The following is a 26,913-nucleotide window of genomic DNA, read 5'->3' on the forward strand; positions in this document are numbered from 1 at the left end:
CTTTTCATTCAAAATAATAAAACAGCAACGGATCATTGCACTAGCTTTATATCTAACTCTTCTTTTTGCTCTTCAAAATTCAGTTCAGGAGGACGTTCCTTAAACATTTTTGTTAAGTACAATAAGTAAATGAACCCTACTGTCATCCAAGTAATTCCTAATACTAAAGAATGGATATCTAACTTTGTCATAAACAATATAGTTATCCCCATGCCCATTAAGGGAAGAAGTAAATATAAAATGATGCTTTTAGGCGATCTCTGCTTCTGTCTCACAAAATAATGGATGAGCACAGAAAGATTAACGAATGTAAAAGCAAACAAGGCTCCAAAATTAATGAAAGAAGTAGCGGTTGCAATATCCAAAAAAACAGCACTCATGGCAACACAAGCAATCATCAAGATATTGAATATGGGCGTTTGAAATTTTGGAGAAACATATCCAAAAATCCTCTTGGGCAGAACCCTATCTCTCCCCATTGCATATAAAATCCTTGCTCCGCTTCCTCCTGAAGCGATAGCAGAAGCAGTTGCGGATGTCACAACCACGGAAATAAACAAACTATTCAGTAAATTACCGCCAGTATAAATCATGATATCCACTATAGCTGTATCAGGGTTCTTAAAAGCATTAAAATTCGGGAAAATCGATTGTGCAAAATAGGTAGATGCAACAAATAATACCCCTCCAATCAATGTCGTGGCATAAATGGCCTTAGGAAGTGTTTTTTTGGGATTTTTCGTTTCTTCAGCTAATGTAGTAACCGCATCAAACCCAAGAAAACTAAAACATAGTAGCGGTACAATGGAGAGTAGATGATTAACTTTCACGTCAGGACTAAAAAAAGGATCCTTAGAAAACAACTCCCCGGTGCCTTTTCCCGCTAAAAGTCCATTTATGCAAAGCAGGATGAAAATAATGATAAAAAGAATTTGAAAGATCACCAAAAAGGCATTCACATTCGCAGCAACCTTAATCCCAAAAATATTAATGGTTGTCACTGCAATAATAAAAGAAATAATAACTGCAATGATAGGGATACCAGGGAAATAAGCATTCACCATAATCCCAAAAAGTAAAGCACTGATCATCGGACTGAAAAGATAATCCAATAAAATGACCCATCCTACCAGAAAACCAAGGTGTGAATTAATGCCTTTCTGTACAAAGGTATAAGCTGAACCGGTAGTGGGATATACCTGAACCATTTTTGCGTAACTGTATGAAGTGAATAGCATAACGATTAAAGCAATTATGTATGCCGTCGGAACCATTCCATGTGTACGATCAATAGCGATACCATATGTGCTAAAAACTGTCACAGGCGCCATAAAGGAAAGTCCAAATACAATTGCATATCTTACATTCAGTGAACGCTTAAGCTCGGGTATACCTTTCATCGCAAAGAGCTGCCTCCTTTATTAACTATTAATGGCTGTTTTTTAGGTAAAGTGATTATCCATGATCTTCTTTCGCACTTACTGCTGCAAGACTGGCAAATTCATGTACAAGTGTTGCTGCTAAAAGTGAAGTGATTTGACTTGGATCATATGAAGGCAGCACTTCAACCACATCGTATCCTACAAAGTTAAATCCAGTTAGGGAACGTATCATTTTTAGTGTTTCAAAGCTGCTAAATCCACCCGCTTCAGGCGTCCCTGTTCCCGGAGCAAAAGAAGGATCGACGAAATCAATATCAAACGTCAAGAAACATGGTGTGTTGCCAATGGTTTTTCTGATCTCTTTCAAAACATCTTCAAATCCACGATTGGCAAGTTCACCCGTTGTAATCAAACGATAACCTAAATCAGTACTTGCCTGTAAATCCCCAGAGTGGTTTAGCGTGCCTCGGATTCCTATTTGAAACACTTTATCCGACTGCAGCAAACCTTCTTCGTGTGCACGAATAAAGGGAGATCCATGCCAATATTTTTCCTCATAATATGTATCCCAAGTATCTGTATGGGAATCAAAATGAATCATGGCTACAGGGCCATATACCTTCGCCGCAGCGCGTAAACTAGCTAAAGTGACAGAATGATCTCCCCCTAATCCAATAGGTATGACTCCTTTAGACATCAATTCATGCATGGATTCCTTCATTAAATCATAACTCCGATGAATGTTATGAGGAATAACAGGGATATCGCCAATATCAATGGCATTCATTTGTTCAAAAGGATAGACCTCATGAACAGGATGATAAGGAAACAGGGTCATGGATGCCTGACGAATGGCTTGAGGAGCAAACCTGGCTCCCACCCGAAATGAAGCGGCTGTATCAAAAGGCATACCTACAATTGCCAGCTTTGCATCATGCTTTTTGGAAGGTAAACGCATAAAAGTTCCTGTTGTACAAAACTCTGGCTTTACATCTGGTGTAAGTGGATATTTCATAAGTATCATCTCCCGGTTTTAAATGAAAATCATTTCATACATACTTTAACCCACATATGGTGTAATCGCTTACAACCCATTGTTCATTCGCTTACTTTTTATTTCTAACACCCACTTTTTGCGCTTTATTAACTAACGGTAGTTAGTATTAAACCAAATATAAACATAGTTGTAAAAAAAGTCAAACTATTTTTTATTATCTATCAAATCACCTTTTAATCCTGTAAAGCCGCCCACACTGACCAGCCCCTTTAGCTCTCCATAAGAAAAGGAGCTGCAAAAGCAGCTCCCAGACTGTAGACAAACTCGAAGAAAGCAAGTTTGCCTACAGTTATTTTCTTTGAATTTGTCTAAAGTTGATTTCAGGAATCCGCTCCCGGACCGCCCGGAAAGCGCGTGCCTGGAGCGGAAATCAACGGTCGTGGTTTTATAAACCCTCATAAAATTGCGCCCTTTAATGGAATGATACCTGAACTTCTATAAGTCCAGACTTTAGTTTGGTCCATCATTTTTTTGGACCTTGGCGATTAGTAGTAATATCAATGGAAGCAGAAACCCGAATGTCAGAGCATAAAAAGGCCAGATTTCTGAAATGAATTTACTATAATGGACGATATTAGGTGTCATAATCAATGTAAAGGAAATCAAAAGGATACCAAATGGAAAAACAAGGGGACGATAATCCTGCAATTTTAGCGTTTGTGCCAGGCTTAAAACGGTCACATAAAAAAACATACTAAATCTAATAAAAATCGTGATGAACCATATTACGGCCAGTAGTGCTTCCAGCCGCGTCATGAAATCACCGATATTTATTTTCTTGGCCAACATATAGATCGGATAATTTTGTCTTGCTGTTGACTCCGCACCAAGTACAAGAATGGCTAACATGGTTATAACGATCAAAACGCTTCCAGCCAGCAATTGACCGACAAAAAGGCTTTTTCTTATTTTGTCTTGTTGACTCACGAATGGGAGAATCATCAGAATCGCTACCGGTTCAATAAACGGAAAAACAATAAATGGTATAGATCCCCGTATAACCTGCTTCAAGCCTCCCTCGCCTACTGGTTGCAGATTTTGAAATTTAATCTCAGGAAGGAGAAGAATGATTAATATGGATATAAGCAATACAACAAAGGGGAAAAATATTTCCGCGCTTCGGGCCAAAGGTTCCAAACCAAGACGTGCGGCCATGAGGACGACACTCATAAAAAGAATCATGATCACTTGAACTGGAGTATCAGGCATAATATGACTTATCATAAAATCCCCAATTTCACTCAGGTAAGTCGCTGTGGTTATAAAAAAGTAGCTAATAAATAGAAGAGAAACTGCCATTCCCAGCCACTTACCCAAAATTTTCTGGCTGTATTCCACTAATGTTGAATCAGGATACCTTTTCCTTAAAGCGTCATATAAAAAAACAACCAGTAACGGTGCTATTGTCACGCCAATGATACCCGAAACCCAACCATCTTGTTCAGCTTCAGTAGTGACGATGGAGGGTAACACTAAAATAGAATCACCAAGCGTATATAATATCACTAATATCATTAGTTGACGGCTTCCGATTTTCCCCTTCTCGAGCATTTGCATAAGTTCCTTTCACGACAAAGCGGTAAGTTATATACAAAAGGTAAAAACATAGAAATGTTTTTTCTTCTAGCTGGCGCACCGAGCCCATTTATGATTTCCATAACCATTATTGACAGAAGAAGAATATACAAACCCTGTTGATTATAAGTTTTTTTGCCAATAAGCCTCACTCGGCAGTTTGGAAAAGCAGAAATATAATGGGTTTTATAAAAACATTGCCCGATTGTTTAGGTAGAATCATACATCCTTTTTCTTTTTACTATAATAAAAGGCAGTGAGGGATTGCCCCTCACTGCCCCGTTTCTTTATTTTGTTAAAATCTTCGTGTGTCGTTTCCGAAAATTAATTGAATTACTTTCACTAATAAAAGTTGAACCTAATAGGAGAATGCCGCCTATGATTTGAACAAATGTCATTTTTTCTTGTAAGATTACAGCAGAAATCAGTATAGCCACAAAAGGATCTACATAGCTTAGCATAGCAATACTTTGTCCCTTTAACTTTAGCATGCCAGAAAAAAATAACCAAAAGCCAATACCAGTGTTAAGAACTCCTAAGAGTATTATAAAAGGAATGGAAGATCTTGATACTTCCAAGATACCAAATCCCTCAGTGAATAATATATAGGGAAAGAGCAGTAAAGCTGTTGTTCCAAGTTGAATGATTGTAATCTCCAACATGCCCATGTTTCGAATAAATTTATTTAATAACATTAAGGCTGCGTAAAATGCCGCTGCCACTAACCCGAAAAGGATTCCTAGTAGATCATCTTTACCAGAGGCGCTAATGCCATTTCCAATAATCAATAACATACCTAATATCGCTACACCAATACAAACAACTTTTTTAATTGGTAAAAGCTCCTTAAGGACAAATGGTGAGAGAACCAAGACAAACACTGGTGCAAAATAATAACCAAGTGTTGCATTAGCAAGTGTTGTATGATCGTAGGATTGATAAAGAAAAATCCAATTCCCTCCCAATGCAATCGCAGAAAGAAAAAGGGGGGAAGCATTAGCCTTCACTAATTTCCATGGAATGGATTTCTTCATGATGAAAAATACAAACACTAAAAATAGACAACCAATTGAACTGCTTAGAAAAGCTGTTTCGCTCGAAGATAAATCAATGTATTTTACAACCAAACCCATTGTACCGAAAATAATCATTGATAATATAAACTGAATTTTAGATTTCATCGTCTACTCCTTCGAATCTGCGAAACAGCTTATATATTTCGCAGATTCTTAATCTGTTTTATATATAAGCGTATATAAAGGAGTAAACGGTGGTGGTGGTGATGTCGAAACGGGCTTTGTAATGTATGGATTCATAAATGATATTGGCATAATAAGCCTCCTAATTATTCAAATGTAAGAATTATTAATAATTATACATTACACTCTTATTTTTTGAATGGGATTTGTTTAAGGTTAGATTTTCTTTTTTCTCCAAAATTAAAGCAGCTACACAGTCCAATTAAACGATGCACTTGAACTAACCTGATTTCTTGTATCCCTAGCTACCGGGCATTCAATAGCATTTCTGCCCCCTTACTCCACGAGATCTGGGATTTGATTGATCAATTTCCCTGTTTCTTTTTCCTTCAAAATATTTCAATGCCGATAGAACGATGATTGCCATTAATGCAATGTCAGATAACCAAAATAAGTCCACATTTGTGGAATACATAACCACACTTATGATTAGCCCGGATAAGAAAATTAGTAAGAACACATATTTTTTTACTTTTTAAAGAACAATCCCACTATTTTTTCAAATCCCATGATAAAACACCGCACTAAATTTCCCTGTTTGTTAAATAGAATCCCCCACTGTCACTGCACCGTGTCTTCATTCAATGTCCGCACCCTCATTTTCCGTTTACATTTCATTTGTTCAAAAATGAATTTCATGAGTATGGCCAGGCTTTGAATGTTCAAAATAAGGTAAGGGCGGATCACTGATCATCAGGGTAAATAATAAAAAACGAAAAATATATTGAAATATCAATTTTATTTAGTTATAATACGATACGGTCTTAGTTTAAGCTTGTACTTAATTTTTAGAAAATTTAATAATTTTCTAAAATAGCAAATTTTGGTTTTTTCGGAGGGTTTATTTTGTCTAATAAGGTTCCATCATCATTTATAGTTGTGATTGGTTTCATGTTATTTGCCCTTTTCTTCGGGGCAGGGAATTTAATTTTCCCGCCAATGCTTGGTCAATCAGCAGGTACGAATATCTGGTCGGCTAATGCAGGGTTTTTGGTCACAGGAGTGGGATTACCGTTACTAGGTGTGCTGGCACTCGGTTTTTCTGGAAAAGATGACTTACAATCATTAGCGAGCCGCGTCCATCCAGTCTTTGGTATTGTATTCACAACCGTTCTTTATTTAGCCATTGGTCCATTATTCGCAATGCCTAGAACAGGAAACGTTTCTTTTGAGATCGGTGTAAAACCTTTTTTACCTGAAGATTCAGGTCCATTGCCTTTACTTATTTTCACCATCATCTTTTTTACGATTTCGTGCCTTCTTTCGCTCAATCCTGCGAAAATTGTCGAAATTGTGGGGAAAGTTTTGACACCCATCAAGTTGACATTCATAGGAATCCTTGTCGTAGTGGCTTTCGTCAATCCAATTGGAGATTTTCAAGCACCTGCCGAGCACTATATGGTTCAGCCATTTTTCAATGGGTTCAGAGAAGGTTATCTAACGATGGATACTCTTGCATCTTTTGTATTTGGCATCATCATCATTAATGCCATCAAAGAAAAAGGTGCTAAAACAAAAAAACAAATAATGATCGTTTGTGGAAAAGCGACTGCGATTGCGGCCGTTATCCTTGCTACCATTTATACAGCTCTCTCTTATATGGGTGCTTCAAGCGTTGGAGAACTTGGACGCTTGGATAATGGAGGCAGTGTCTTGGCAAAAGTCTCGGATTATTACTTTGGAGCATATGGCGGGCTATTATTAGGATTAATGATCACAGTTGCTTGCATAACGACAAGCGTGGGACTCATTACATCTTGCTCGACATACTTCCATAAGCTATTTCCAAATCTGCCTTACAAAACAATTGCCATAAGTTTATCCGTATTCAGTGCAATAATTGCCAATATTGGACTAACCCAATTAATTGCCATTTCAGTACCTGTTATGACAGCCATTTATCCATTGGCGATTGTTTTGATCTTCTTAACATTTCTTCATTCCTTATTTAAAGGAAGGCCTGAAGTTTATCAAGGCAGCTTATTTTTAACATTCATCGTCAGTTTATTCGATGGATTAAGTGGAGCAGGTGTACACATATCATTCATCAATGATTTCTTCACTACAATCCTTCCTATGTATGAGGCAGGACTCGGATGGATCATCCCAGCCATTGTCGGTGGATTCATTGGGTATGCAAGCAGCGTCTTAAAGTCTAAATTCGGTCATAATCACCAAATAGACTAAATGATATAAATCAGTGCCAGGAATTTTTGACTGTAGGCAAATTCGAGGAAAAGCGAGTTTGCCTACAGTTTTTTTATTTGAATATGAAAAAAGCTGCCATTAAGGGCAGCTCCCACTATAGATTTAACTTCTCATTCATTCCTTAATTTGTTCAGCAATTGAAAAATCTGACCCCTGTGATGCGCTTCATGTTCAATCAAATGGTAAACGACCCATTCAGGTGTGACGTCATATTGTTCAAGTACCCTTGGTTTACGCCAATCCGTTAAGTCCATTGTCCGAAAGTTTGACAGAAATACTTCACGTACTTTATTGAGGCGGTAGAAATGTTCTTCTAATGTTTGTCCTGCAATGTGGCTTAGGGAGTCATCTTCAGCACGGCATCCAAATGGAAACAATGCGCGTATTTCCGAATCCCATTCCGCCACAAGGACCTCCTCGTATAACCAATCCGCCTCTATTAGCGCTATGTGGTATAACAGCGAGCCAATCGTTTGTCTTTCATCGATTTTCAAATCGAGTACATTTTGGCTGATTCCAGTCAATTCCGAAATGAGCGTACGGCGAACATCTTCTAAACACCATAACCACCGCCCAATTTCCTCTTCATATCCCGGTAATGCAGATACCAGTAATGCTCTTCTCTTCACCATGATTCTCCTCCTCTTCATGAACGTACATTCTATTTAAAGGTGTTGTTTCCTTCTTTTAAATGGAAAAATCACCTTTTAGAGCAGGACAAAAAGGGCAATCTTTTAAATCGCCCTTTTTGTCCTGCTTGTTTCGTTTATGTCATCGATATCGTAGTAGATCGAAATTAACTCCCCAAAAAGAGATTGGCTTTCATCTCCTCTGTTATACGCCTGCTTTGTAGATAATCCTGTTCCCGTTCCTGTTCAACCATCATGCGTTGCTCCAGTTTTTGAGCATATTGTGCATAGCCGATTCCATGAGCCTGAAACATCGCTTTTTCCATTGCCGACGTGTACGTTAATTCGAGAAAATTAATGAAGAATCAATCCTTCCCATAGTAAATTTCGTACTCATCTTATCATGGTTATTGATAACTCACAAAGTTGCTACGGCTCCATATTCACTGATAATTCAGATTTTTCAACTGTTGTTTCTATCTCCGTGTACATAAACGCCAAATCCCTCCATCTTCCTCTAATTTCCTTTTCCCATGTACAAAATGAGCAGGTTGAAGACAAATTAAAAGCCCCATTAACAAAAATGTTGTTAATGGGACTGAATGTTTATTTATATGAACCGAAAATTTCCTTTGCCAATCTACGCCCTGTAGGAGTCGCAGCCAGCCCGCCCTCCGCCGTTTCGCGAAGTGCAACCGGCATGGTCAATCCTATTTTATACATGGCATCGATAACTTCGTCACATGGAATGCGGCTCGTAATGCCTGCAAGTGCCATATCAGCAGCCGTTATCGCGTTGGAAGCACCCATTGCGTTACGTTTCACGCAAGGAACTTCGACCAATCCAGCCACAGGATCACAAACCAGTCCAAGCATATTTTTCAATGTGATCGCCATCGCTTCTGCGGCTTGGCTTGGTGTACCGCCAGCCATTTCAACTATCGCAGCTGCGGCCATGCCACTTGCCGATCCCACTTCCGCTTGGCAGCCACCAGCCGCTCCGGAAATGGAAGCGTTATTTGCCACCACGAAACCGAAGGCAGCGGAAGTGAAAAGAAATTCAATCATCTCCGCTCGGCTCGGGTTTAATTTTTCTTTCACGGCAAATAATGTACCGGGAACAACACCTGCCGAACCTGCAGTCGGTGTGGCACAAATCATACCCATTGCTGCGTTCACTTCGTTCGTCGCAACAGCTTTACTGACGGCATCCAACAATAAATCGCCTGCGAGCGCCTTGCCCGACTTGATATAATTTTGCAAAAGAACGGCATCTCCGCCCGTTAGGCCTGTAACGGATTGCACACCTTTCAAGCCTCTTTCCACCGCTTGTTCCATCACTATCAAATTCCTGTCCATCTTTTCAATGATCTGTTCTCTCGACAGGCCTGAGATCTCCATTTCTTGTAAAATCATGATTTCCGCGATTTTTACATTTTTACTTTCAGCAAGTTCAACCAACTCTGCTACATTTCGGAACATGTTTTTACCTCCATATCTATGCCAACACTTTCAATGATTATCATTCAACCATCCTTATGACTTGCGACACGTTTTCCAATCCTTCGATTTCCTTCATGACATCTCCCTTGATTTTCTGATCGACTTCAATCACCATGAGGGCCATCTGACCTTTTTCTTTCCGTGAAACTTCCATATGTCCAATGTTAATTTCATGATTCGCCAATACTGTCGAAACGGAAGATATGATTCCAAATACATCGTTATGCACGACTAAAATGGCCGGGTTTTCACCCGACAATTTAAGCTTGAACGTATTCAATTCCGTTATTTCTATCGTTCCGCCGCCAATCGAAATCCCGACAAGTTCCAATTCTTTATCTTCGTCGAACAGTCTGATCTTGACTGTATTAGGATGATCCATCACAGTATCCTCGATTGTAAAGGAAACTTCCATGCCTGCTTCTTCCGCTATCGTCAATGAGGCAGGGATTCGTTCATCATCCGTATCGAAATCCAATATCCCGCCTACGACAGCGACATCCGTACCGTGTCCCCTGTATGTTTTTGCAAAAGAGCCATATAAAGAAATGATGGCTTTCTTCGGTTGCTTTCCGAATAATGTCCTTGCTACTCTGCCAATTCTGGCAGCTCCTGCTGTATGTGAGCTTGAAGGTCCAATCATGACGGGACCGATTATATCGAATGCAGATCTGTATTTCATCGTGTTATGCCCCATTTCTGGCAATATATTTTTTAACCGTCTTTTAAGGGTGAATGAAGATCAAAAAGCGGCATAATTACTATATTAAAATATTTTTATCATTCCTGCAATGAAAACCCTTTCATTGCATACCCCATATTAACATATATTACATAACATACCTACCAAAAAATCTTTATTATTTAACGCGAAATCAATATTTGATTTTTCAGTATATTAAGATAATTAACATTCGATCATTAAATTTGTAGAAAAGCATGAAAAAAGCAGCCATCAGGCTGCTTTCCCTTCTATCTCCGATTTTAACTTGCCTTTTTCTCATCGTTGGATTTAGCGGCACCCCAAATTTCGGATGCCCATTCAGGATGGTCGATGAATGCATTGCGGTTATTTTGCCAGTCATGAATGACATCATTGCGATGGCTCTCGAAATTATCGACTGGATCGAGTTCATTCCATTTCAAAAGTGTCGACAGCTTTCCATGAAGCGGCTTTGGATACGTATTGACTGTATCGGATAATTCAAGGTCCAACTCGCCGTCACCTTCATATCGGACGGCCATGTAAAATAACATCCTTGCTATATCGCCTTTAACATGATCTGGCGGTTCCCATGAATCTGAATCAAACTTACATTCACATCCACTATATGTTTGACCGCCCTCGTCGAAATCAAGGTGGCCCCTTTTACCATTCACTGTTACATCAGCGGGACGAAGGTGATGAAGGTCTGTCCCCGGACCTTTGCTTGTCCCAAAGTCACCGTGGGACTTTGCCCAAACATGTTCACGATTCCATTGTCCGGTATTGCCCCCATTCGCGTTCTTCGAGATGGATTTTCCAGAGTAAAGCAAGATGACATTCTGTTTGTTCACCGGGTCTTCGTCCGTTTCTTTAAGGGCATTCCACACTTGGTCATAAGATAACATCGTATGCCCCTTAATGATCGAGTGCAGGACCGCTTTCAATTCCGTTCCCGTTTTTCCTGCCGCGGCTTCGTAATAAGCTTCAAGCGGCTTATCATCCGATACGGTCAACGTGAAACGGGCAACCGCTTCCGATTGCTGGTCCTCGGCCTTGACTGCGACAAGGTATGTTCCAGCTTCATTTGCAGGAATGGTTAATGTCTGGCCCGTGACCGTACCGATCGTGGCTGAAAAGGTAAGTTCATCTCCATCTGGATCTGAAAAGTGCTCACTCAAATCGATGGTGACCTTGGAACCAGCTTTCACTTCAAGATTTTCCAGGTTTTTCGTTACGACCGGCGCATGATTTTCTTTGGGGTCGAAAGGGGAAGCAATCGCTTCCCCTTTCGAATCGACAAACTTGATATTCGATGGGTCGACACCTTCAGTTACCGACCACTTCTGAACGTTTTCAGCGCCCCTGATTTCTTTTACATTGGCGTTATCAATGATGACTTCCTTCACCGCCATGCCTCCAAAATCGATGATTGCGCCATCCTTATCCGGTTTTATCGTCACAGCAGCATTCTTCAGCCCAAGGCCTTTGAGTACTGCATATGAACCTTTTAACCAGATACCTTCTTCGATGTTGGATGTTTCGTCAAGATCGATCAATACACTAGGTGAAGCAATCGTAAGTCTTTTTGTTTTTACGTTTGTTAAATGATACGTTTTTTCTGGAGCAGGAGTTTCAACTCCGCCTGATCCAGATAAAGAGGTTGAAATCAGTACAGGGTCATGATCGCTAGCCCTTCCATGAGCTTCCATGAAGGATGAGTTAATATGGACAATATCGACTTTTGTCGCCTCGGCCATATTATTCGATACAAGGATATGGTCCAGTACTTGTGAATTGCCTTGATATGTGTAAGAATAGCGTTTTTCGAAAGGGACTTTCTCGATCATATTGGTTAGATCCTTGCCCTTTAATGTTTTAAGCGGAGCTGAAAATTCAAAATCATTAAAGTCTCCAAGCAAGACGATATTCGCTTTGGCATCCTGTGACTTGATATCGCTGACAAACCGATTGACGATGGAGGCAATCTGAAGTCTTTGCGTTTCGCTTGAAAGGACAGGAGGCTGGTTTTTGCCGAATAAAGGCTGGTCACCGCCCTTGGAATTAAAATGATTGGCCACCACCACTACGCTCTCGCCTTTAAATTCGAATTGAGCGGCTAAAGGCTTCCTGCTTGAAGTGAAGGCAGGGTCTGTAGGCTCGATTCGGCCAGGGTTCAAGGTAAGTTTTCCATCTTTGAAGGCCACGGACTGTGTTGCCGTTCCTTTCGTTCCTTCTGTCAATTTGACACGGTCGACATTATATAAAAAGCCTACGCGGATATTCCCGCCGGGTGCCCCGCCATCAAGTTTATCTTCGGGAGCGATATCGATGTATTGATATTGCGGCCCGCCCAGCTCTTTTATTTTGTCGGTTAACTTCTTGGCACTTTGAGAGGAATCCGTTGTCCCGCTATCCGCTGCCCCATCATTATCTTGCATTTCCGTTACGCCGATGATATCGGGTTGTTTAAGATTGGTAATGATGGATGTTGCGATCGTTTCGACTTTAGAATTAGCTGTTTGAGTGGAAAAATTCTCGATATTATAGGAAGCGATCGATAGCTTATCAGCATCCTTCTCCAAGGATGTCACTTCCCGGGCTGTTCCGCCATCCTTTAACGCAGGCAGCTGGGCTTTATCCGTCACTACCCTATAATTGCTATATCCATAGCTGATGATACCCGTGACAGAGCCATCAAAGAAATCACCCGTTTTCGCTGCAAATGATTCATCATTTATATCCAAGGTAATTCTTTCAGGATTGAAATCCGTTTCCGTTATTTTGACGCCCCCAACTGCAGTCGTCGTTTCCATATTCCCTGGAATGACGACCAATTCACCATAGTCTTGGGGAGCGACCACTTTCGGGTTATATACTTGCACGAGCATTCCTTCCAGACTCTCGTAGAAATCAATGCCGTCTTCGCTCGGATTAAAATCTGTCAATCTATCATCATCGATGTTCTCTGAAGGCGGAATGACATCTTTTCCGATGATGATCGGTTCTGGCAACACTGCAGTGCCAAGCTTTTCAATCGTCGTATTGGTCAATTCAGTTGTTGGCAAATCTGTCGTTTTCATTTCAGCATATCCTTCGATATACCACTCGGCGACTTTACCTGCCACTTTGACATGATCTCCCGCTTTCAGACCATGTGCTTTGTTGTACACAAGTATTCCCTCGGAAGTCGTTAAGTCCTTATCCGGGTTGGGATCTTGCATGTAAAAGTTATTCGCATCTTTTACATAAGTGACGACACCTTCCACACCTGAGACGAGTTGAGTTTCATATGATGAAAAATGATTCATCCCCTGAATGTCACGAATCTTCACTTCAGTGGTTTTGTTAACCGTATAGGCAAATGTGAAAACCTCCGATGTCTTGTCGTTGACAGCGATTGCCTTGATGACAGTATCTTTCGTTAAAATGATCGGTTCCGTGTACAGGGCACTTGAAGACGTCGGTGCCAATCCATCAAGCGTATAATGGATTTTCGCTCCTTCCCAGCCCGATTCAAGTGATACTTTTGTATTTTCACTAACCGTACCAGGGAAAATATCCGTGTAAACGGCCGGTTTGTTCACCAGTTCGTAATCTTCCATGCCACGCGGCTTCAACTGATACGTGTCATTGAACCTCGATCCGATTCCGGTTACGGAAATGACATCCCCTACTTTAAAGTTCCTCACGAAATCTTCATAACTCGAACCGGTCCGGTTATCATGGCGAACGATAACAGATTTCCCTTCAGTATCTTCCGCCTTGAATTCGAATGTTCCGTATGTTCCCGATGCCGCCAATTCTGTTATGGTCGCTTTTTCAATGGTGACCAGCTCACCTTGTGTTTCCTCATTGACCCCAGATGCATCAATCTTTTGGATTGCTGGAAGTTCATTCCCGGAAGAAACCACTTCAAGGGATGTTGGCTGGATTTGCAATTCCTTATTATAAGCGGATACTTTTCCGATTAAAGTAACCTTATCCCCTTGCTTTACATCCGCAGGCCACGAAGAACCATAAACATACAGTCCAGCCGTTTGATCTTGGATATAAAAGCCTTTTCCTCCCCAATAACCAAGTCCCGTGGTGACCACGCCATCGACCTGCACGACATCTTCGGTATTCATGCGCGCCTCGGCAATGGAGTCCAGAACCTTCACATCAGGCTGTTCAGGAGTTGTTCCTCCATCAGTGATGATCGTGTAATCCGTTGCGGATTTCAGGCCAGGTACTGAAAAGTACTTTTCCAGCTTCCCTGTAATCGTCACCTGTGCTTTAAGTAATTCCGGATGTTCGACCAAATTCAAAGCCGTTCGGATATTTCCGGCTGGAAGCTGGACAGGCATGATTTTCTTAACATCTTTTTCATCCGGACTATCCGCAATACCTATGTTCGTACTTTCAGTAAAAGGCGATGTTTGCTGATAGCTTGTACCGCTTTTGGCTGTACCGACGATATATCCCTTCACCGTCGCCGTTCCGCTGTTATTATTAATCGCTTCCATTACCGATATTGTACCTTCCGCTTTTGCAGCGGCTGCATTTGGCAAAACCGTTGAAAGCACGATCAGCACGGCAAAGAAAAGCTTGCTTATCCCGTTCTTCTTCAAGATCTCAACCCCTCCAACTTTTTTTCACAGACAAGGAATCATTTGAATGCCGCTTAAAAAATGGTTTCGCCATTCACCGTGACACCGCTCATGCTCACGGTCTTACCGTTAAGTCCCGATAAATCCAAATTACCCTCGACTGTAACCTGTGAAAAAGTAAAGTTATCCGGAGGTGTTCCTGTTAATGTAAGATTCCCTTTAACGACTGCATTTTCCAATGAAGCAATATCCGTGATGTCCACAACTACATGACCTTCATGTGTTTTTGGGGCATCAGCCGTTCCGCCAAAGTCTTTGGCCAATACGACAGTCGGGTCCGTATTGCTTCCGGCAACATCTTTGATACGTCCTTCGATGCTTGGTTCGACAGTTTTCAGCCCGCTTACATAATCCCGTAAATTCTCCCAATCAGCGAGTCCGATATCCGTCACCCTTCCTTCTTCATAAGCCTTCTTGAAAACGGTGAATCCATCTCCGCCCTTGGCTGTAAAAGCATTGGTCGCCACGACATATTCCTTCGCCGCATCCAATTCGGAATAAGTTCCATCTTGTCCAAGGACTTCAACCTTTGTGACACGATCGCCTGCTTCCCTCGAACTGTCGTAGCTGAATTTCATTCCTGAAACATGCAGGAAGCCGCCATTTTCCTTAGGGGCCAGGCTTACACTATGCTCTAATGCTTCATTGATTTCCGCACCGGTGAGCTTCATCGTCGCCAACGTATTCCCAAACGGTAAAACGGTAAGGATTTCCCCTAAAGTGATCTCACCTTGATCGATGCCAGCACGGATGCCCCCGCCATTTTGGAAGGCAATGACCGTATCCTTATTGAATTCTTTCGCTTTACTCAGCATTCCATCCGTAATTAAATTGCCCAGTTCCGTTTCATTTTTACGAACACTCGGCTTCGTTTCATCTCCTGCATCTCGCGGTGTTTCCAAGGCTTTCACAGCTGTTGCACCAGTCTTCGTTTCCTTCAGCTCCTGAATCTTAGAGGAGTATGTTTCAAGTACTTTTGCCGCTTCGGCATCATCCTGTTTTTCAGAAAGCTTAATCAGCTTACCGGCTTGTCCGACAATCTTGCCCTGCTTATCGAATTCCACATCGATCGTGCCTAAATAGTCGCTATATTGATACCCTTGAACGATGACAGTTGGCTCTTTCGTTTTCCCTTTATCATCTTTATCGACAACGACGGGGGCGTCCAACTGCGTATGGCTATGTCCGCCCACGATCACGTCGATGCCCTTGACCTTGGCAGCCAATGTTAAATCATTGTCATATGCCGCATTGTCATCGTAACCGATATGGGATACGGCAACGATCTTATTGACTCCCATGCCTTTGAATGCCTTGACCGCTTTTTCGGCTTCTTCAAGGTAGTTTTCGAATTCTATACTTCCAGGACTTGAAATATCTTTCGTCTCTTCAGTTGTAAGCCCGAAGAACCCTACCTTTTGGCCATCCACTTCTTTTACGATCCCGTTGTATATCTTCCCTTGCTCTGGCTTACTTGAAATCAAGTCCGAGAATAGTCCCTTGAACTTATCATCTTTGGAAAAGTCCACGTTCGAGCTGACAAATGGGAACTTTGCCCCTTTAATGAAGTCAGCCAAAGCTTGATGCCCTTCGGCGCTTGATCCCAAATCAAACTCATGATTCCCGAACGTCATGACGTCATATTTCATTAAATTCATGAAGCGAAGATCGGCTTGTCCTTTGAATTCATTAAAATAGAGAGTTCCCGAGAATACGTCACCAGCATCCACCAAAAGAGCTTGCGGTTTACTCTTACGCACTTCCTTAACAGCCGTCACCCTTTTTGCCACGTTGTCCAAGTGGGCATGCGTATCATTCGTATGCATCAAGGAAAGGGTGATTGCCTTCGCAGGATTTTTCAAGGCTTCTTCTGCTGCAGCGACTTTCTTATCCGCCAATGCCATTTTCGCCAGGAATTCCTTTCGGTCCGACTCCTTGATTCCATTTAAATGAATGGCTGCTTTCGCCTTTTTAGCCGCGTTTATCTGTTCTTTCGTTTTAAGTTCCCCATTGGCAAGAGCTACATAGGCATTGACCCGTTTTGCCACTTCTTTTTTCTTTTCAGCATATACAGCATCATCATACTTGCCTTTCACTTCTTTAACATAGGCGTGTATGGCTTTACCGAGCTTGGATGTTTTGCTGACTTTTTTCAACTGCGAAGAAACGGTGTGCATCCGCTTGTCCGCGGTCTTCAAATCACCCTTCTTCACCCAGTAATCCGCTTTTTCATAGTAGTACGGAACTTTCAGGTCACCGTTCAAAGCTGTTTTGGTCGATTTAGTGAATTTATCGTATAGGAGCTTTTCGATTTTCGCACCATAAACGGTATCTTTAATATTTTTATCTGCCTTTTTCACGGCTTTATCCAGTGCCTCGTATTGGTTCCTGATATCAATTGATTTCTTGGCAACGATTGCATTCGTAAGGGTGCCAATCGATTTGCCATGTGCAGCTTTTGCTTTCTCTGCCGCTTTATATCCTTTTACATAACCTTCTGAACGAGTGATGTACTTATCATAAGCTTCGATTTCTTTATATTTGGCATCTTTTTCTTTTTTGCTTAGCATTGATTTTTTAATGGTAGAGTTGATGTCTTTTTTTGCTTGTTTTGCAGATTTGATTTGTTTTTCAACAGTGGACACCGAAGCGAGTTTAGAAGTGTAGAAATAGGTATCGAATGGTTTTTTGATGGCGGCCTTGGCCGTTTTGATTTTACTATTCAGGCTAGTGGCAGCATCAGAAGGTGCCGGTGCTACCGCTACGATCGTTGTCGCAGCCATTATGGTAGCTGATGCAATTTTTACGATTTTCTTTTTCCCCATTATAGTTAATCCCCCCATAAGTTATATACTGACATAACTTTCTGCTAACTTCCCCATGGAATTTACACACTTTTCCAAAAATTGAGTCGTGACAAATTTACTTATTATACACAAATCCACCCTACTTTTTTCCTCTAAAGATCCGTGTATCTCCTATATTACAACAAAATAATCCAATTTTAAAACAAATTTACAATACAACACGCAATATTAACAGAATATTATCATTATATTCACCCCAAAATACCCATTATCCGGTAGATGATATACATATAAAATGATTAAGTGATAAAATAGTACCATTTACCTCATGACCACTCATGGTCTTTATACCTAAATTAACCAAAAACAACAAAGAAAGAGATTTAACTCTCTCAGACTGTAGACAAATTCGAAGGAAAAGCCAGTTTGCCTACAGTTTTTTTAATGAACGTTCCAGCTGATTTCAAAAATCCGCTCCCTTTCCGCCGACTGGCTGCCAAGCCTCCTCGACTCAAGCGTCTGTGGGGTCTCGGCTAGCCAGTTTTTCGGCAGGAGTGTCGCAAATTTCTTCCATCCAATGAGGATTATAGTAAAAAAACATTAAGGATATTCTAGTCTTGTTTTAAAATCATGGTCGGGTTGAGAGCATTTTGAACCTCCTTTATTATCTAGTTTAGACAAAAGGAGTTCTATCTTTTAAAACAAATTTGATTGAAACGGAAGGCGCGAGACTCCTGCGGGAAAAGCGAGTGCCTGGAGTGGAAATCAATGTAATTTTGCACACCCTCAAAAAAAACAAAAAAAGAGCATCAGTTACGATGCCCTTGTTAAAAATCACACGTCAATGCTTGAGGAAGTGCCTTGCCGATACACAAAGTATGCCTGATTGAATAGAGGATCAACCTTACTAAACAGGCTTTTAGGTTGGATAATATAGGATCATGCTTAATCGAGTCATTGTTTCCCCTGAATTATGGTAGGCATGCGGTCTGTCAGCCTTGAATCTGATAGAATCACCATTCCTTACTGTATATTCTTCGTTATTTACACGCACAGTCAGTTCCCCTTCAAAAACAGTTATGTACTCTTCCGTTCCTTCCCTATGCGAATCGGAACTTAGGAATCCACCTTTTTCTATCTCGACTGAATATACTTCAAAGCGCTTCTCATCTTCAAAGGGGAAGTGGGGATAAACTCGATATTTGCCGTTATCTTCTGATAAAGATTGAATTTCACTTTTTAAAACGATTTTTGTATCCGGCTGCGGGCTATTTATTAATGAAGAAAATGAAATCTTCAACCCATTGGCTATTTTCCAAATGGTTGTGATCGTAGGGCTCGATCCTCCCCTTTCTATTTGTCCGATCATCGTTTTACTTACCCCGGTTAATTCTGCAACCTTTTCAAGACTTAATTTCTTACTTTCCCTGATCGCTTTTAAATTGTTAGCAATAATAAAATTTATTTCTTCCATAAAAATGCTCCTTATTTACAATATAACGTCGGCATTGTACAATAAAAAGGAAGTCGTTATAATGTCACTTTTGGTCATTATAGCATACAAAGGAGAGTCAACCATGCATTTACTATCTTTTTTGCTATTTGTTTTCGTTACAAGTTTCACTCCAGGTCCAAATAACATCATGGCAATGTTATTTGCGAACAAGTACGGGTTAAAAAAGACGATTAAATTTTGTTTCGGGGTGGGTGCCGGTTTTTTCGTAATCATGTTATTGTGCAGTTATTTTAATGTTTTACTTGAAAATTTCATACCGAAAATTGAATTCATCATGACTATCCTAGGTGCAATCTATATGCTATATCTGGCCATGAAAATCATTTCAAGTTCCAATAAAGCTAAGGACGATAATGATGACAGGAACAACAGTTTTCTAGCGGGCATGCTTTTACAATTCATAAATCCAAAAGGCATTCTTTATGGCATCACGGCAATATCGACCTTCATCCTGCCTTATCACTCTTCAAATTTCAGCTTACTATTCTTTTCATTATTTCTGGCTTTTGTCGGTTTTATGAGTACGTTCTGTTGGAGTATGTTCGGTTCGGTTTTTCAAACGTTTTTATCAAAATATAGAAGTCAGTTTAATGTGGTCATGGCTTTGTTATTAGTGTATAGTGCCATTTCGATTCTTGTACATTAAAAGGGTAACGGGTGCGATCCTTGATTAAGAAGGATTGCCCCATGACTTCCTCCCCCTGCATTAAATGTTTAAGCTCCCTTCGAATATTGTGACAGCATGGCCGGAAAGTTTAACTGTGTCTTCCATTACTTCAACCTTCAATCGTCCTCCTCTTTCCGATGCCTGATAGGCTATAAAAATACTTTTGTCCAGCTTTCTTTTCCAATATGGTCCCAGGCAACAATGGGCCGAGCCCGTTACATGATCTTCGTCAAGACCTTGGGCAGGGGAAAAGAAACGTGAAACGAAATCATATTCACCGCTATCCGATCGACTCGTTACAATGACACCACGAATCGGCAATTGGGCAATGGAATCTATATCCGGCTTTATATTCCTTACAATTTCCTCTGATTGTACTTCGACTAGATAATCCCATTTGTTTTGTCCAACATACGCAGGCACAACACTTAAAGCTTTTATCAGTAATTCAGGGACAGCAGTCTCCCGCTCGATTAATGATGGGAACTCCAATTGCACCATTCCATGAACGAATCTTGCAGTGAGAAGCCCGCTTTTCGTCTGATAGACTATCGGCCGATCCCTTTGGCACGTATCCTTTCCCCCACAAAAAGAAAGCGCTTGCCAGCGTCCCATGTCCACAAATCGGGATTTCAATGGAAGGTGTGAACCAACGCAGATGCCATTCAGCTTTATGAAGGTGAATGAACGCAGTGACCGGCATATTAATCTCTTTAGCCATTCGCTGCATCCACTCGCTGTCACTTCCCCCGGTAAGAAAACAGACAGCTGCAGGGTTTCCTTTAAAAGGTTGATCTGTAAACGTATTAATGATGGTTAATTCCATTAAATGTTCCTCCGGTAAGTAATATTCTAGTCTCCTAATTCCACAATGAGGAGCCCTTTTCCTTTTTTGAATGACCATTCCCTTGTTTATTAAAGAGTTCTCATTAAAATGAAAGCGAGGCGTCCTCGATTAAGGCCGTTTATCGACTCAGATTCCAAACGATTTTTAACGTTGTTATTAAATCGAAATCACTAAAATGGACAGCTTTATAAAAAAGCTGCCCATCACTATATCAATGATGTGATCCACCTTGCGGTAACAAAACACCCTATAGTTTCCGTACAATAAATGTATCCCCAAGCAGTTCCCAATTCTGGGGAAAAGGATAACCAAGTACCCAATAACTGAGACCCCTTGACTTGTAAATCTTCACCAGGTCGAATTTTGCTTTAGCACTGCGTGCGTCCTCAAACCAAACTTCATGTGTGCGTCCCTGATTATCTTTGTATCTATAATAAGGTGATTGGGCTGTCTCGTCATATTTTATTTCCGCATTATATTGGACGGCGCGTCTGATGGCTTCCTGCATGTCGAAAGTCTCTGCTTCCTGCCCCTCTTCATGAGGAATAAGCCAGTCCCGTGCATAAATTTGAAATCCTATGAAGATTTTATTTGTTGGTATCACCGTTACGGCATAGTCAAGGACACGCTTTATTTCATTAATGGGGGAGATTGCCTGCGGCGGCCCTTTTCGGTAACCCCATTCATATGTCATCAGCACCACGAAGTCGAGCAGCCGTCCGTGAACTGGATAATCATGTGCCTCAACCAATGCTCCCTTTTGATTGCCGCTAGTCTTTGGGGCAAGGGAGGATGACACAAAGTAGCCCTCAGGATGCAATCGATCCACTGCTCTTTGGAGAAAGCGATTATAGAACTCACGGTCCTCTGGTGCTACACTTTCAAAATCGATATTCAATCCACGATACCCTTTATCTTTCATCGTTTTTATGACGTTGGTTAATAATGTTTCCACTAAATTCAAATCCGAAAGTATCGTATGTGCAAGCTGAGTTCCCGCTTCCGTCGCGGAAAAATTCGTTATGCACATCATGGGTATGACGCCAGTCGACTGTGCCGCCCGTATCGTCGGGGTGTCATCTATGGCCTCTAAGCTGCCATCTTTCCTCATTCTATAACCAAATGGACTTACGTAAGTCAAATGGTGGGCTACTTCACGTACCTGCTCCGCACCGGCTTGCCCGTAAACGTTTGTAAAACCATTTACTTCGATGATCGGCTTTGGTTTCTGGGGAATCCTTATGATCCGTCCGATATGGATATTGGACGGATCTGTAATCCGATTCATCTGCATAATGGCCTGAACTGTCGTTCCATAACGTCTTGCTATATCATAAAGGGTATCCCGTTCCCTTACGGTATGATAGATAACCGGGATGGTTAGTCTCTGCCCTGGATAGATGGCGGAAGGATTTGTGATGCGATTCGATTGCATGATTTCCTGTACCGTAATTCCAAACTGATTTGCGATATTATTTAGAGTATCCCCTTGCTGAACCCTGTACTGAAGATAAGGTTCAGGAATCAAAAGAGCTAGGCCAATCACCAGCTTATCTGGATTTTCAAGGCCATTGATCCGAACAATCCGGTTGATACTGACACCATACTGCTGGGAAATTCCCCACAAAGAATCCCCCCTATTCACCACATGGATTTTCACATGCACTGCCCCGCTTTCCTTCAAAATATTCCCTTCATTTTATTCCCCAGATAGCCCTAATATGTTTTTTGCGTTCAACATTCCAGTATTCTTAGTTTTTTCGCTCGTATTGCGTATCATTTTTGTTTCCCAATGTGAGCCCGGATTCTTTATGTGAGAAAAACAGAGAATGATTACGGTAGAGGAAAAAAGGTAAACAAATCCCAAAGACAGGGACATTGCCTAAACCGTACATATAACGTTGACCGTGTAGAAGCTGAATACAATCTATCAGTACGACAAAAAGATGTTACATGCAAAGCTGGTGATCATTGAAGGGGAAATTGAGAGGTAGGCGTAGCAAACCATGCGAAATACAAGGGAAGACCTCAAACTTTTATCTTCCTATCTTTCATGCTTAATTTATTTTGGAATCTTAATAGACCTCTATTACAATGAGTTATTTTTACTTAAAATTAAAATAGAAGAAAAATAAATGAATAATTTTTGATTATATAATAGTTTTCAAACTGACATCATGATAACAGCCGTTTTCCTTCTTATTGTCATTGTTCAATCCGTCCAATTCGCAGGAAATTATCTATCTGCCAAACTTGATAAAAGGTGAACGCAATCATAGCCTTTCCTGGTTCGGATCCAATGAAAGGCTATGGCTTTTTCTTTAAATTAAAAGTGCTTCCCTAAAAAGCATGGCCAGTAACAAACTAAATCAACAACTCGAGATATACGCCCGCTTTCGAGCCTCATTTTCGACTCCTAAGCAATAAAAACCAAGGGTGTGTACCTCTCCATTGAAGCGCACGTCTAATACGCGGAAAAGAGCAATATATCCCTGAAATAACCTGTTTTAAAACAAGGTTCCACCAAACTAAAATCCAATTGGTATGGTATAATTAGAGAAGGTTGAATTTTCTCTTCAGGAGGTTACATAATGACGATCACCAGCATCCTATTGGTGGTAGGTGCAGTCTTTATCGGCGCCTTGATGCGGACGATGTTCGGGTTCGGTGAAGCGATTGTCAGCATGCCCCTGCTTGCCTTACTTCACATTCCGCTTAATACTTCGGTTTCCCTGATTGGGCTGGCAGGTCTTACCGTTGCCTCACTGACCGTCGTTAGCGGATGGCGTCATATCGAACGTCCGGTTTTAATCAGGCTCGCGCTTGCAACACTCATCGGCATACCAGCCGGCCTCGCTTTGCTCCATTACGCACCTTCGATGATCATTACTTCTGCACTCGGTGTTTTTTTGATGGCATATGGGGGATACTCCCTTCTTAAGCAAAAACTTTTCCAGGCTGTGGATAAACCGTTACTCACCTCGAAAGGCTGGGTATTTCCGTTCGGTTTTGCGTCTGGAGTCCTTGGCAGCGCATATAACTTTAACGGAGTGCCGGTCGTCGTCTATGGAACTTTAAGAAGATGGAGTCCGGATCGATTCCGCGGAACATTGCAAGCCCATTTTCTTATATCCGGAATCCTTGTCGTGACAGGGCATGCGCTAGGCGGACTTTGGACAGCCGATTCATTAATTCTCTACGTTTATTCCATTCCAGCCATATTACTGGCGACAGGTCTCGGTATCTTCATGAATAAGCGAATTCCTGCGAAGAAATTCGAAAGCTATTTATTCTTTATCATCATTGCGCTAGGTGCACTATTATTGCTGCCCCATGGCTGAATGCCAATAAAAGCCTGATTTCTCATTGAAACATCGAGAAATCAGGCTTTTTGCAGGATTAATAGAATCATAGTTGAACCGTCAACCCCGGATATCCCGTTTGTTATATCCGATAAAGCCAACAGCAAGTAATACCATGGCCATGATGGTAAGTATGGATCCTTTGATGAAGTCCATATCTTCAACAGGAATTTTCGGAATATGGCCAAATGGTGTTAGTTTACCCATCCAGTCCGGGAATTGAATCATTCCGCCTAAATAAACGACTAAGATTGAGTATGTCAAGTAAAGCCAAGTCAAGCCAGATAATTTCGGTGCAAAGCCAATAAACAGAACAGCGAGACCAATCATGATCCACATCGCAGGCAGGTAGACCATTGCCGCGGTATATAAAGTGCCGAAAGCAATCCCTTCATCCATCACCGAATTCCCGACTGCCCAAAGACCGATTGCAGCAAGCGTAATCATGAGAAAACCGGCCATGGCAGAGATGATAAGATAGCTGCCCATAAGCCTTGTACGTGATACAGCGCAGCTCAGTAAATGTTCAGTATGATTCTTTTTTTCTTCCCCTTTAAGCTTTAACATCGCCATTAAAGGCGGAATGGTGCAAATCATGGAGATGACTGACATCAACATCGTCAAAAATTGCTCTGTCAGCGAATAGCCTTCAACGGGCGTCAATAGTTCGGCCATCATTTCATTTTTTGCAAAAAAGGATTCCAAATCACCTAAAACGGAACCGTAAGATGCTCCCAAAATGAACATCCCTGCTGCCCACGCAATTAACCCTGTACGCTGAAGCCTAAGCGCAAGGCCAAGCGGACTTTTTAAAAACGCTGAAGCATATTTCCTGCCTGGCTTAGCCGGTATGAATCCAGCTTCCAAATCTCGGATGGCATTCAAATATAGAGCTAGGACAACCAAGGTGATTGCAGCACCGATCGTTAAAATGATTGGCCACCAATAATTATTCACATATACTTCTGAACCTAAAACCAACCCCAATGGAGAGAACCAGGAAAGGGTTTCATTGCTAACGTCCCCAATCGCCCGAATAAGATAGGAGAGAAGCAATACAGTGATGGAATAACCAATCGTACCTCGCGCACTCTCCGTAAGCTGGGCAAATAATGCCGTTATCGCCGAAAAGAAAATACCTGTTGCCCCTAAAACTGCTCCATACATAAGGGATCCTTCCAAATCCATGCTTTCAATTCCCAGAGCATACAATCCGAAACCCGTTATTATCGCGATCAATGCATTCGTTCCGAACGATACGGAAATGGTTGCAAATAAATTAGCCAACCGGCCAGCCGGCAAAGAACGGATCATTTCGATGCGGCCGTCCTCTTCATCTGCGCGTGTATGGCGCGTAACAAGTAATATACTCATTATCCCCACGGCCATAGCGGTTAAGAGTAACATTTGATGCGCCATCATCGCTCCGTTTGTATAGTCATCCAGCCCGTAGCCTTTCCCCACCATCGCTGTCATTGCAGGATTCCTCATCGTTTCTGCAATGGTTTGCCTTTCTAGCCCAGTCGGATACAGATCGGTGAATGCCATTGCAATCATAAATGAAAGGACAGATAGGGAAATGATCCAAACAGGGATCCGAATCCGATCTTGCCGTATGATGAACCTTGAGAGCCTTCCTGTATTATGATAGGACTGGTTCGCCATTATAACGCACCTCCCGCCCCATTATCAGAATTCTTCCTTTCGCCTTCATAATGGCTCATGAATAAATCCTCCAATGCAGGCGGCGCGCTTTCCAATTTCACAATTCCAAACTGGCTTATATACTTCATGACATTATCCAATTCATTTGTATCCACTTGGAAGGAAAATGCTTGATCCTTCTTCACGATATCCCGGACACCGATTACATTCCCTAAAGCAGGAATAGGTTGCTTCGTTTCGACAAGCAAGCTTGTTCTCGTTAAATGACGCAACTCATCCAATGTTCCTGTTTCAATTATTTGTCCTTGCCGAATGATGCCCACTTTATCGCATAATCTTTCCACTTCAGAAAGAATGTGACTGGAAAGTAATATGCTTTTTCCTTTATTTTTCGCATCCATCACACATTCCTGGAAAACTCTTTCCATCAATGGATCTAAACCTGATGTTGGTTCATCCAATATATAAAGGTCGGCATCAGATGAGAAAGCAGCAATCAAAGCAACCTTTTGCCGATTCCCTTTTGAATATGTCCCGCATTTCTTGGAAGGATCCAAATCGAACATTTTTATAAGTTCTTCACGTCTGCTTTTATTGTTTGCCCCGCGTAATTCAACAAATAGGTCAATAACTTCCCCGCCAGTTAAGTTCGGCCATAGGTTCACATCTCCTGGAACATACGCGATCCGCTTGTGAATTTCAACGGCATCTTTCCATGCATCCATGCCAAAAATCTTTGCTTCCCCATCCGTCGCTTTTAAAATCCCGAGCAACACACGGATCGTTGTTGATTTTCCAGCACCATTAGGACCGATGAATCCAAACACCTCACCTTTATTCACTTCAATGTTCACCCCATTTAACGCGGTAAACTTTCCAAACTTTTTCGTTAAATCCGTTGTTTTCAAAACTGACATTCCTCATCCACCTCTTCCTCATTGGCTTAAATACGAAAGAAATTATGAAATATTTTAAATGATTTAGTACATAATATACAAAATAACAATTCCTGACAATAGTTTATGAACTTATTTTATTGTTCTATTACATATTTTTAATTAAACTAAAGTTGAGGTGAAAT

At 41.3% G+C, this 26,913-nt stretch carries 19 protein-coding genes; 3 read left to right on the plus strand and 16 right to left on the minus strand.

Going from position 1 to position 26,913, the window contains the following annotated elements; genetic code table 11:
* Positions 1-32 precede the first annotated feature (32 nt).
* The 4 genes from ACQKNS_RS22895 to ACQKNS_RS22910 form a co-directional block, all read right to left on the minus strand.
* Entirely contained in the window at positions 33-1,400 is a 1,368-nt protein-coding gene (locus ACQKNS_RS22895; RefSeq protein WP_427645562.1) for an APC family permease, read from the minus strand.
* 55 nt (positions 1,401-1,455) lie between these two features.
* A complete protein-coding gene (speB, locus tag ACQKNS_RS22900; protein ID WP_427645564.1) occupies positions 1,456-2,397 on the minus strand; it encodes an agmatinase in 942 nt (313 codons plus the stop codon).
* A gap of 492 nt (positions 2,398-2,889) precedes the next feature.
* Positions 2,890-3,990: a GerAB/ArcD/ProY family transporter gene (locus tag ACQKNS_RS22905; protein ID WP_427645566.1), complete on the minus strand. Its 1,101-nt coding sequence runs from the start codon at positions 3,988-3,990 to the stop codon at positions 2,890-2,892.
* A gap of 311 nt (positions 3,991-4,301) precedes the next feature.
* Positions 4,302-5,195 (minus strand): DMT family transporter, encoded by an 894-nt coding sequence (locus ACQKNS_RS22910; RefSeq protein WP_427645568.1) that lies wholly within the window; start codon positions 5,193-5,195, stop codon positions 4,302-4,304.
* Between the two features lie 924 nt (positions 5,196-6,119).
* Between ACQKNS_RS22910 and brnQ the strand changes: the two genes are divergently transcribed.
* Positions 6,120-7,460, plus strand: a complete 1,341-nt coding sequence (gene brnQ / locus ACQKNS_RS22915) for a branched-chain amino acid transport system II carrier protein (protein ID WP_427645570.1) — start codon at positions 6,120-6,122, stop codon at positions 7,458-7,460.
* A 131-nt stretch (positions 7,461-7,591) separates the two neighbouring features.
* Here the strand turns inward: brnQ and ACQKNS_RS22920 are convergent, their stop codons facing one another.
* The 7 genes from ACQKNS_RS22920 to ACQKNS_RS22950 all read right to left on the minus strand — a co-directional run bounded on the left by ACQKNS_RS22920 (position 7,592) and on the right by ACQKNS_RS22950 (position 19,249).
* Positions 7,592-8,113: a DinB family protein gene (locus ACQKNS_RS22920; RefSeq protein ID WP_427645572.1), complete on the minus strand. Its 522-nt coding sequence runs from the start codon at positions 8,111-8,113 to the stop codon at positions 7,592-7,594.
* 164 nt (positions 8,114-8,277) lie between these two features.
* Positions 8,278-8,424, minus strand: a complete 147-nt coding sequence (locus ACQKNS_RS22925; protein WP_427645574.1) for a hypothetical protein — start codon at positions 8,422-8,424, stop codon at positions 8,278-8,280.
* Between the two features lie 292 nt (positions 8,425-8,716).
* A complete protein-coding gene (gene sdaAA / locus ACQKNS_RS22930; protein ID WP_427645576.1) occupies positions 8,717-9,592 on the minus strand; it encodes an L-serine ammonia-lyase, iron-sulfur-dependent, subunit alpha in 876 nt (291 codons plus the stop codon).
* A 40-nt stretch (positions 9,593-9,632) separates the two neighbouring features.
* A complete protein-coding gene (gene sdaAB / locus ACQKNS_RS22935) occupies positions 9,633-10,295 on the minus strand; it encodes an L-serine ammonia-lyase, iron-sulfur-dependent subunit beta (RefSeq protein ID WP_427645578.1) in 663 nt (220 codons plus the stop codon).
* A 302-nt stretch (positions 10,296-10,597) separates the two neighbouring features.
* Positions 10,598-14,929: an endonuclease gene (locus ACQKNS_RS22940; protein WP_427645580.1), complete on the minus strand. Its 4,332-nt coding sequence runs from the start codon at positions 14,927-14,929 to the stop codon at positions 10,598-10,600.
* A gap of 53 nt (positions 14,930-14,982) precedes the next feature.
* Positions 14,983-17,793, minus strand: coding sequence for a bifunctional metallophosphatase/5'-nucleotidase (locus tag ACQKNS_RS22945; protein WP_427645582.1), 2,811 nt, complete (start codon positions 17,791-17,793; stop codon positions 14,983-14,985).
* 901 nt (positions 17,794-18,694) lie between these two features.
* Positions 18,695-19,249: a helix-turn-helix domain-containing protein gene (locus ACQKNS_RS22950; RefSeq protein ID WP_076370242.1), complete on the minus strand. Its 555-nt coding sequence runs from the start codon at positions 19,247-19,249 to the stop codon at positions 18,695-18,697.
* Positions 19,250-19,352: 103 nt separating this feature from the next.
* On the opposite strand from ACQKNS_RS22950, the gene ACQKNS_RS22955 reads away from it, so the two are divergent.
* Complete coding sequence (locus ACQKNS_RS22955; protein ID WP_427645583.1) at positions 19,353-19,937, plus strand: LysE family transporter; 585 nt, start codon at positions 19,353-19,355, stop codon at positions 19,935-19,937.
* Positions 19,938-19,997: 60 nt separating this feature from the next.
* Here the strand turns inward: ACQKNS_RS22955 and ACQKNS_RS22960 are convergent, their stop codons facing one another.
* From ACQKNS_RS22960 to ACQKNS_RS22970, 3 genes are all read right to left on the minus strand, one after another.
* Positions 19,998-20,459, minus strand: coding sequence for a PhzF family phenazine biosynthesis protein (locus ACQKNS_RS22960; RefSeq protein WP_427645584.1), 462 nt, complete (start codon positions 20,457-20,459; stop codon positions 19,998-20,000).
* Positions 20,407-20,784 (minus strand): PhzF family phenazine biosynthesis protein, encoded by a 378-nt coding sequence (locus ACQKNS_RS22965; RefSeq protein ID WP_427645585.1) that lies wholly within the window; start codon positions 20,782-20,784, stop codon positions 20,407-20,409. Before ACQKNS_RS22965 ends, ACQKNS_RS22960 begins: the two co-directional genes overlap by 53 nt.
* Before the next feature lie 268 nt (positions 20,785-21,052).
* The gene (locus ACQKNS_RS22970) at positions 21,053-22,465 is read right to left on the minus strand and encodes a LysM peptidoglycan-binding domain-containing protein (RefSeq protein ID WP_427645728.1); all 1,413 of its coding nucleotides are present in this window, start codon (positions 22,463-22,465) and stop codon (positions 21,053-21,055) included.
* Between the two features lie 931 nt (positions 22,466-23,396).
* On the opposite strand from ACQKNS_RS22970, the gene ACQKNS_RS22975 reads away from it, so the two are divergent.
* Complete coding sequence (locus ACQKNS_RS22975) at positions 23,397-24,146, plus strand: sulfite exporter TauE/SafE family protein (protein ID WP_427645587.1); 750 nt, start codon at positions 23,397-23,399, stop codon at positions 24,144-24,146.
* An 81-nt stretch (positions 24,147-24,227) separates the two neighbouring features.
* Here ACQKNS_RS22975 and ACQKNS_RS22980 read toward each other — a convergent pair whose 3' ends face one another.
* Both ACQKNS_RS22980 and ACQKNS_RS22985 read right to left on the minus strand, forming a co-directional pair.
* Positions 24,228-25,832 carry an ABC transporter permease gene (locus ACQKNS_RS22980; protein WP_427645588.1) on the minus strand — a complete coding sequence of 535 codons (1,605 nt, stop codon included), beginning with the start codon at positions 25,830-25,832 and terminating at the stop codon, positions 24,228-24,230.
* Entirely contained in the window at positions 25,832-26,749 is a 918-nt protein-coding gene (locus tag ACQKNS_RS22985; protein WP_427645590.1) for an ATP-binding cassette domain-containing protein, read from the minus strand. Before ACQKNS_RS22985 ends, ACQKNS_RS22980 begins: the two co-directional genes overlap by 1 nt.
* Between the last annotated feature and the right edge of the window lie 164 nt (positions 26,750-26,913).

Origin of the sequence: Peribacillus sp. NPDC094092, from assembly GCF_050279365.1 — a bacterium.
Lineage (GTDB): Bacteria > Bacillota > Bacilli > Bacillales > DSM-1321 > Peribacillus.

What these genes read in the sequence shown, in the direction of transcription:
- ACQKNS_RS22895 (WP_427645562.1), bottom strand. Translation starts at nt 1,400, where the DNA reads ATGAAAGGTATACCCGAGCTTAAGCGTTCACTGAATGTAAGATATGCA.
- speB (WP_427645564.1), bottom strand. Translation starts at nt 2,397, where the DNA reads ATGAAATATCCACTTACACCAGATGTAAAGCCAGAGTTTTGTACAACA.
- ACQKNS_RS22905 (WP_427645566.1), bottom strand. Translation starts at nt 3,990, where the DNA reads ATGCTCGAGAAGGGGAAAATCGGAAGCCGTCAACTAATGATATTAGTG.
- ACQKNS_RS22910 (WP_427645568.1), bottom strand. Translation starts at nt 5,195, where the DNA reads ATGAAATCTAAAATTCAGTTTATATTATCAATGATTATTTTCGGTACA.
- ACQKNS_RS22920 (WP_427645572.1), bottom strand. Translation starts at nt 8,113, where the DNA reads ATGGTGAAGAGAAGAGCATTACTGGTATCTGCATTACCGGGATATGAA.
- ACQKNS_RS22925 (WP_427645574.1), bottom strand. Translation starts at nt 8,424, where the DNA reads ATGTTTCAGGCTCATGGAATCGGCTATGCACAATATGCTCAAAAACTG.
- sdaAA (WP_427645576.1), bottom strand. Translation starts at nt 9,592, where the DNA reads ATGTTCCGAAATGTAGCAGAGTTGGTTGAACTTGCTGAAAGTAAAAAT.
- sdaAB (WP_427645578.1), bottom strand. Translation starts at nt 10,295, where the DNA reads ATGAAATACAGATCTGCATTCGATATAATCGGTCCCGTCATGATTGGA.
- ACQKNS_RS22945 (WP_427645582.1), bottom strand. Translation starts at nt 17,793, where the DNA reads ATGGGGAAAAAGAAAATCGTAAAAATTGCATCAGCTACCATAATGGCT.
- ACQKNS_RS22950 (WP_076370242.1), bottom strand. Translation starts at nt 19,249, where the DNA reads ATGGAAGAAATAAATTTTATTATTGCTAACAATTTAAAAGCGATCAGG.
- ACQKNS_RS22955 (WP_427645583.1), top strand. Translation starts at nt 19,353, where the DNA reads ATGCATTTACTATCTTTTTTGCTATTTGTTTTCGTTACAAGTTTCACT.
- ACQKNS_RS22960 (WP_427645584.1), bottom strand. Translation starts at nt 20,459, where the DNA reads ATGGTGCAATTGGAGTTCCCATCATTAATCGAGCGGGAGACTGCTGTC.
- ACQKNS_RS22965 (WP_427645585.1), bottom strand. Translation starts at nt 20,784, where the DNA reads ATGGAATTAACCATCATTAATACGTTTACAGATCAACCTTTTAAAGGA.
- ACQKNS_RS22975 (WP_427645587.1), top strand. Translation starts at nt 23,397, where the DNA reads ATGACGATCACCAGCATCCTATTGGTGGTAGGTGCAGTCTTTATCGGC.
- ACQKNS_RS22980 (WP_427645588.1), bottom strand. Translation starts at nt 25,832, where the DNA reads ATGGCGAACCAGTCCTATCATAATACAGGAAGGCTCTCAAGGTTCATC.
- ACQKNS_RS22985 (WP_427645590.1), bottom strand. Translation starts at nt 26,749, where the DNA reads ATGTCAGTTTTGAAAACAACGGATTTAACGAAAAAGTTTGGAAAGTTT.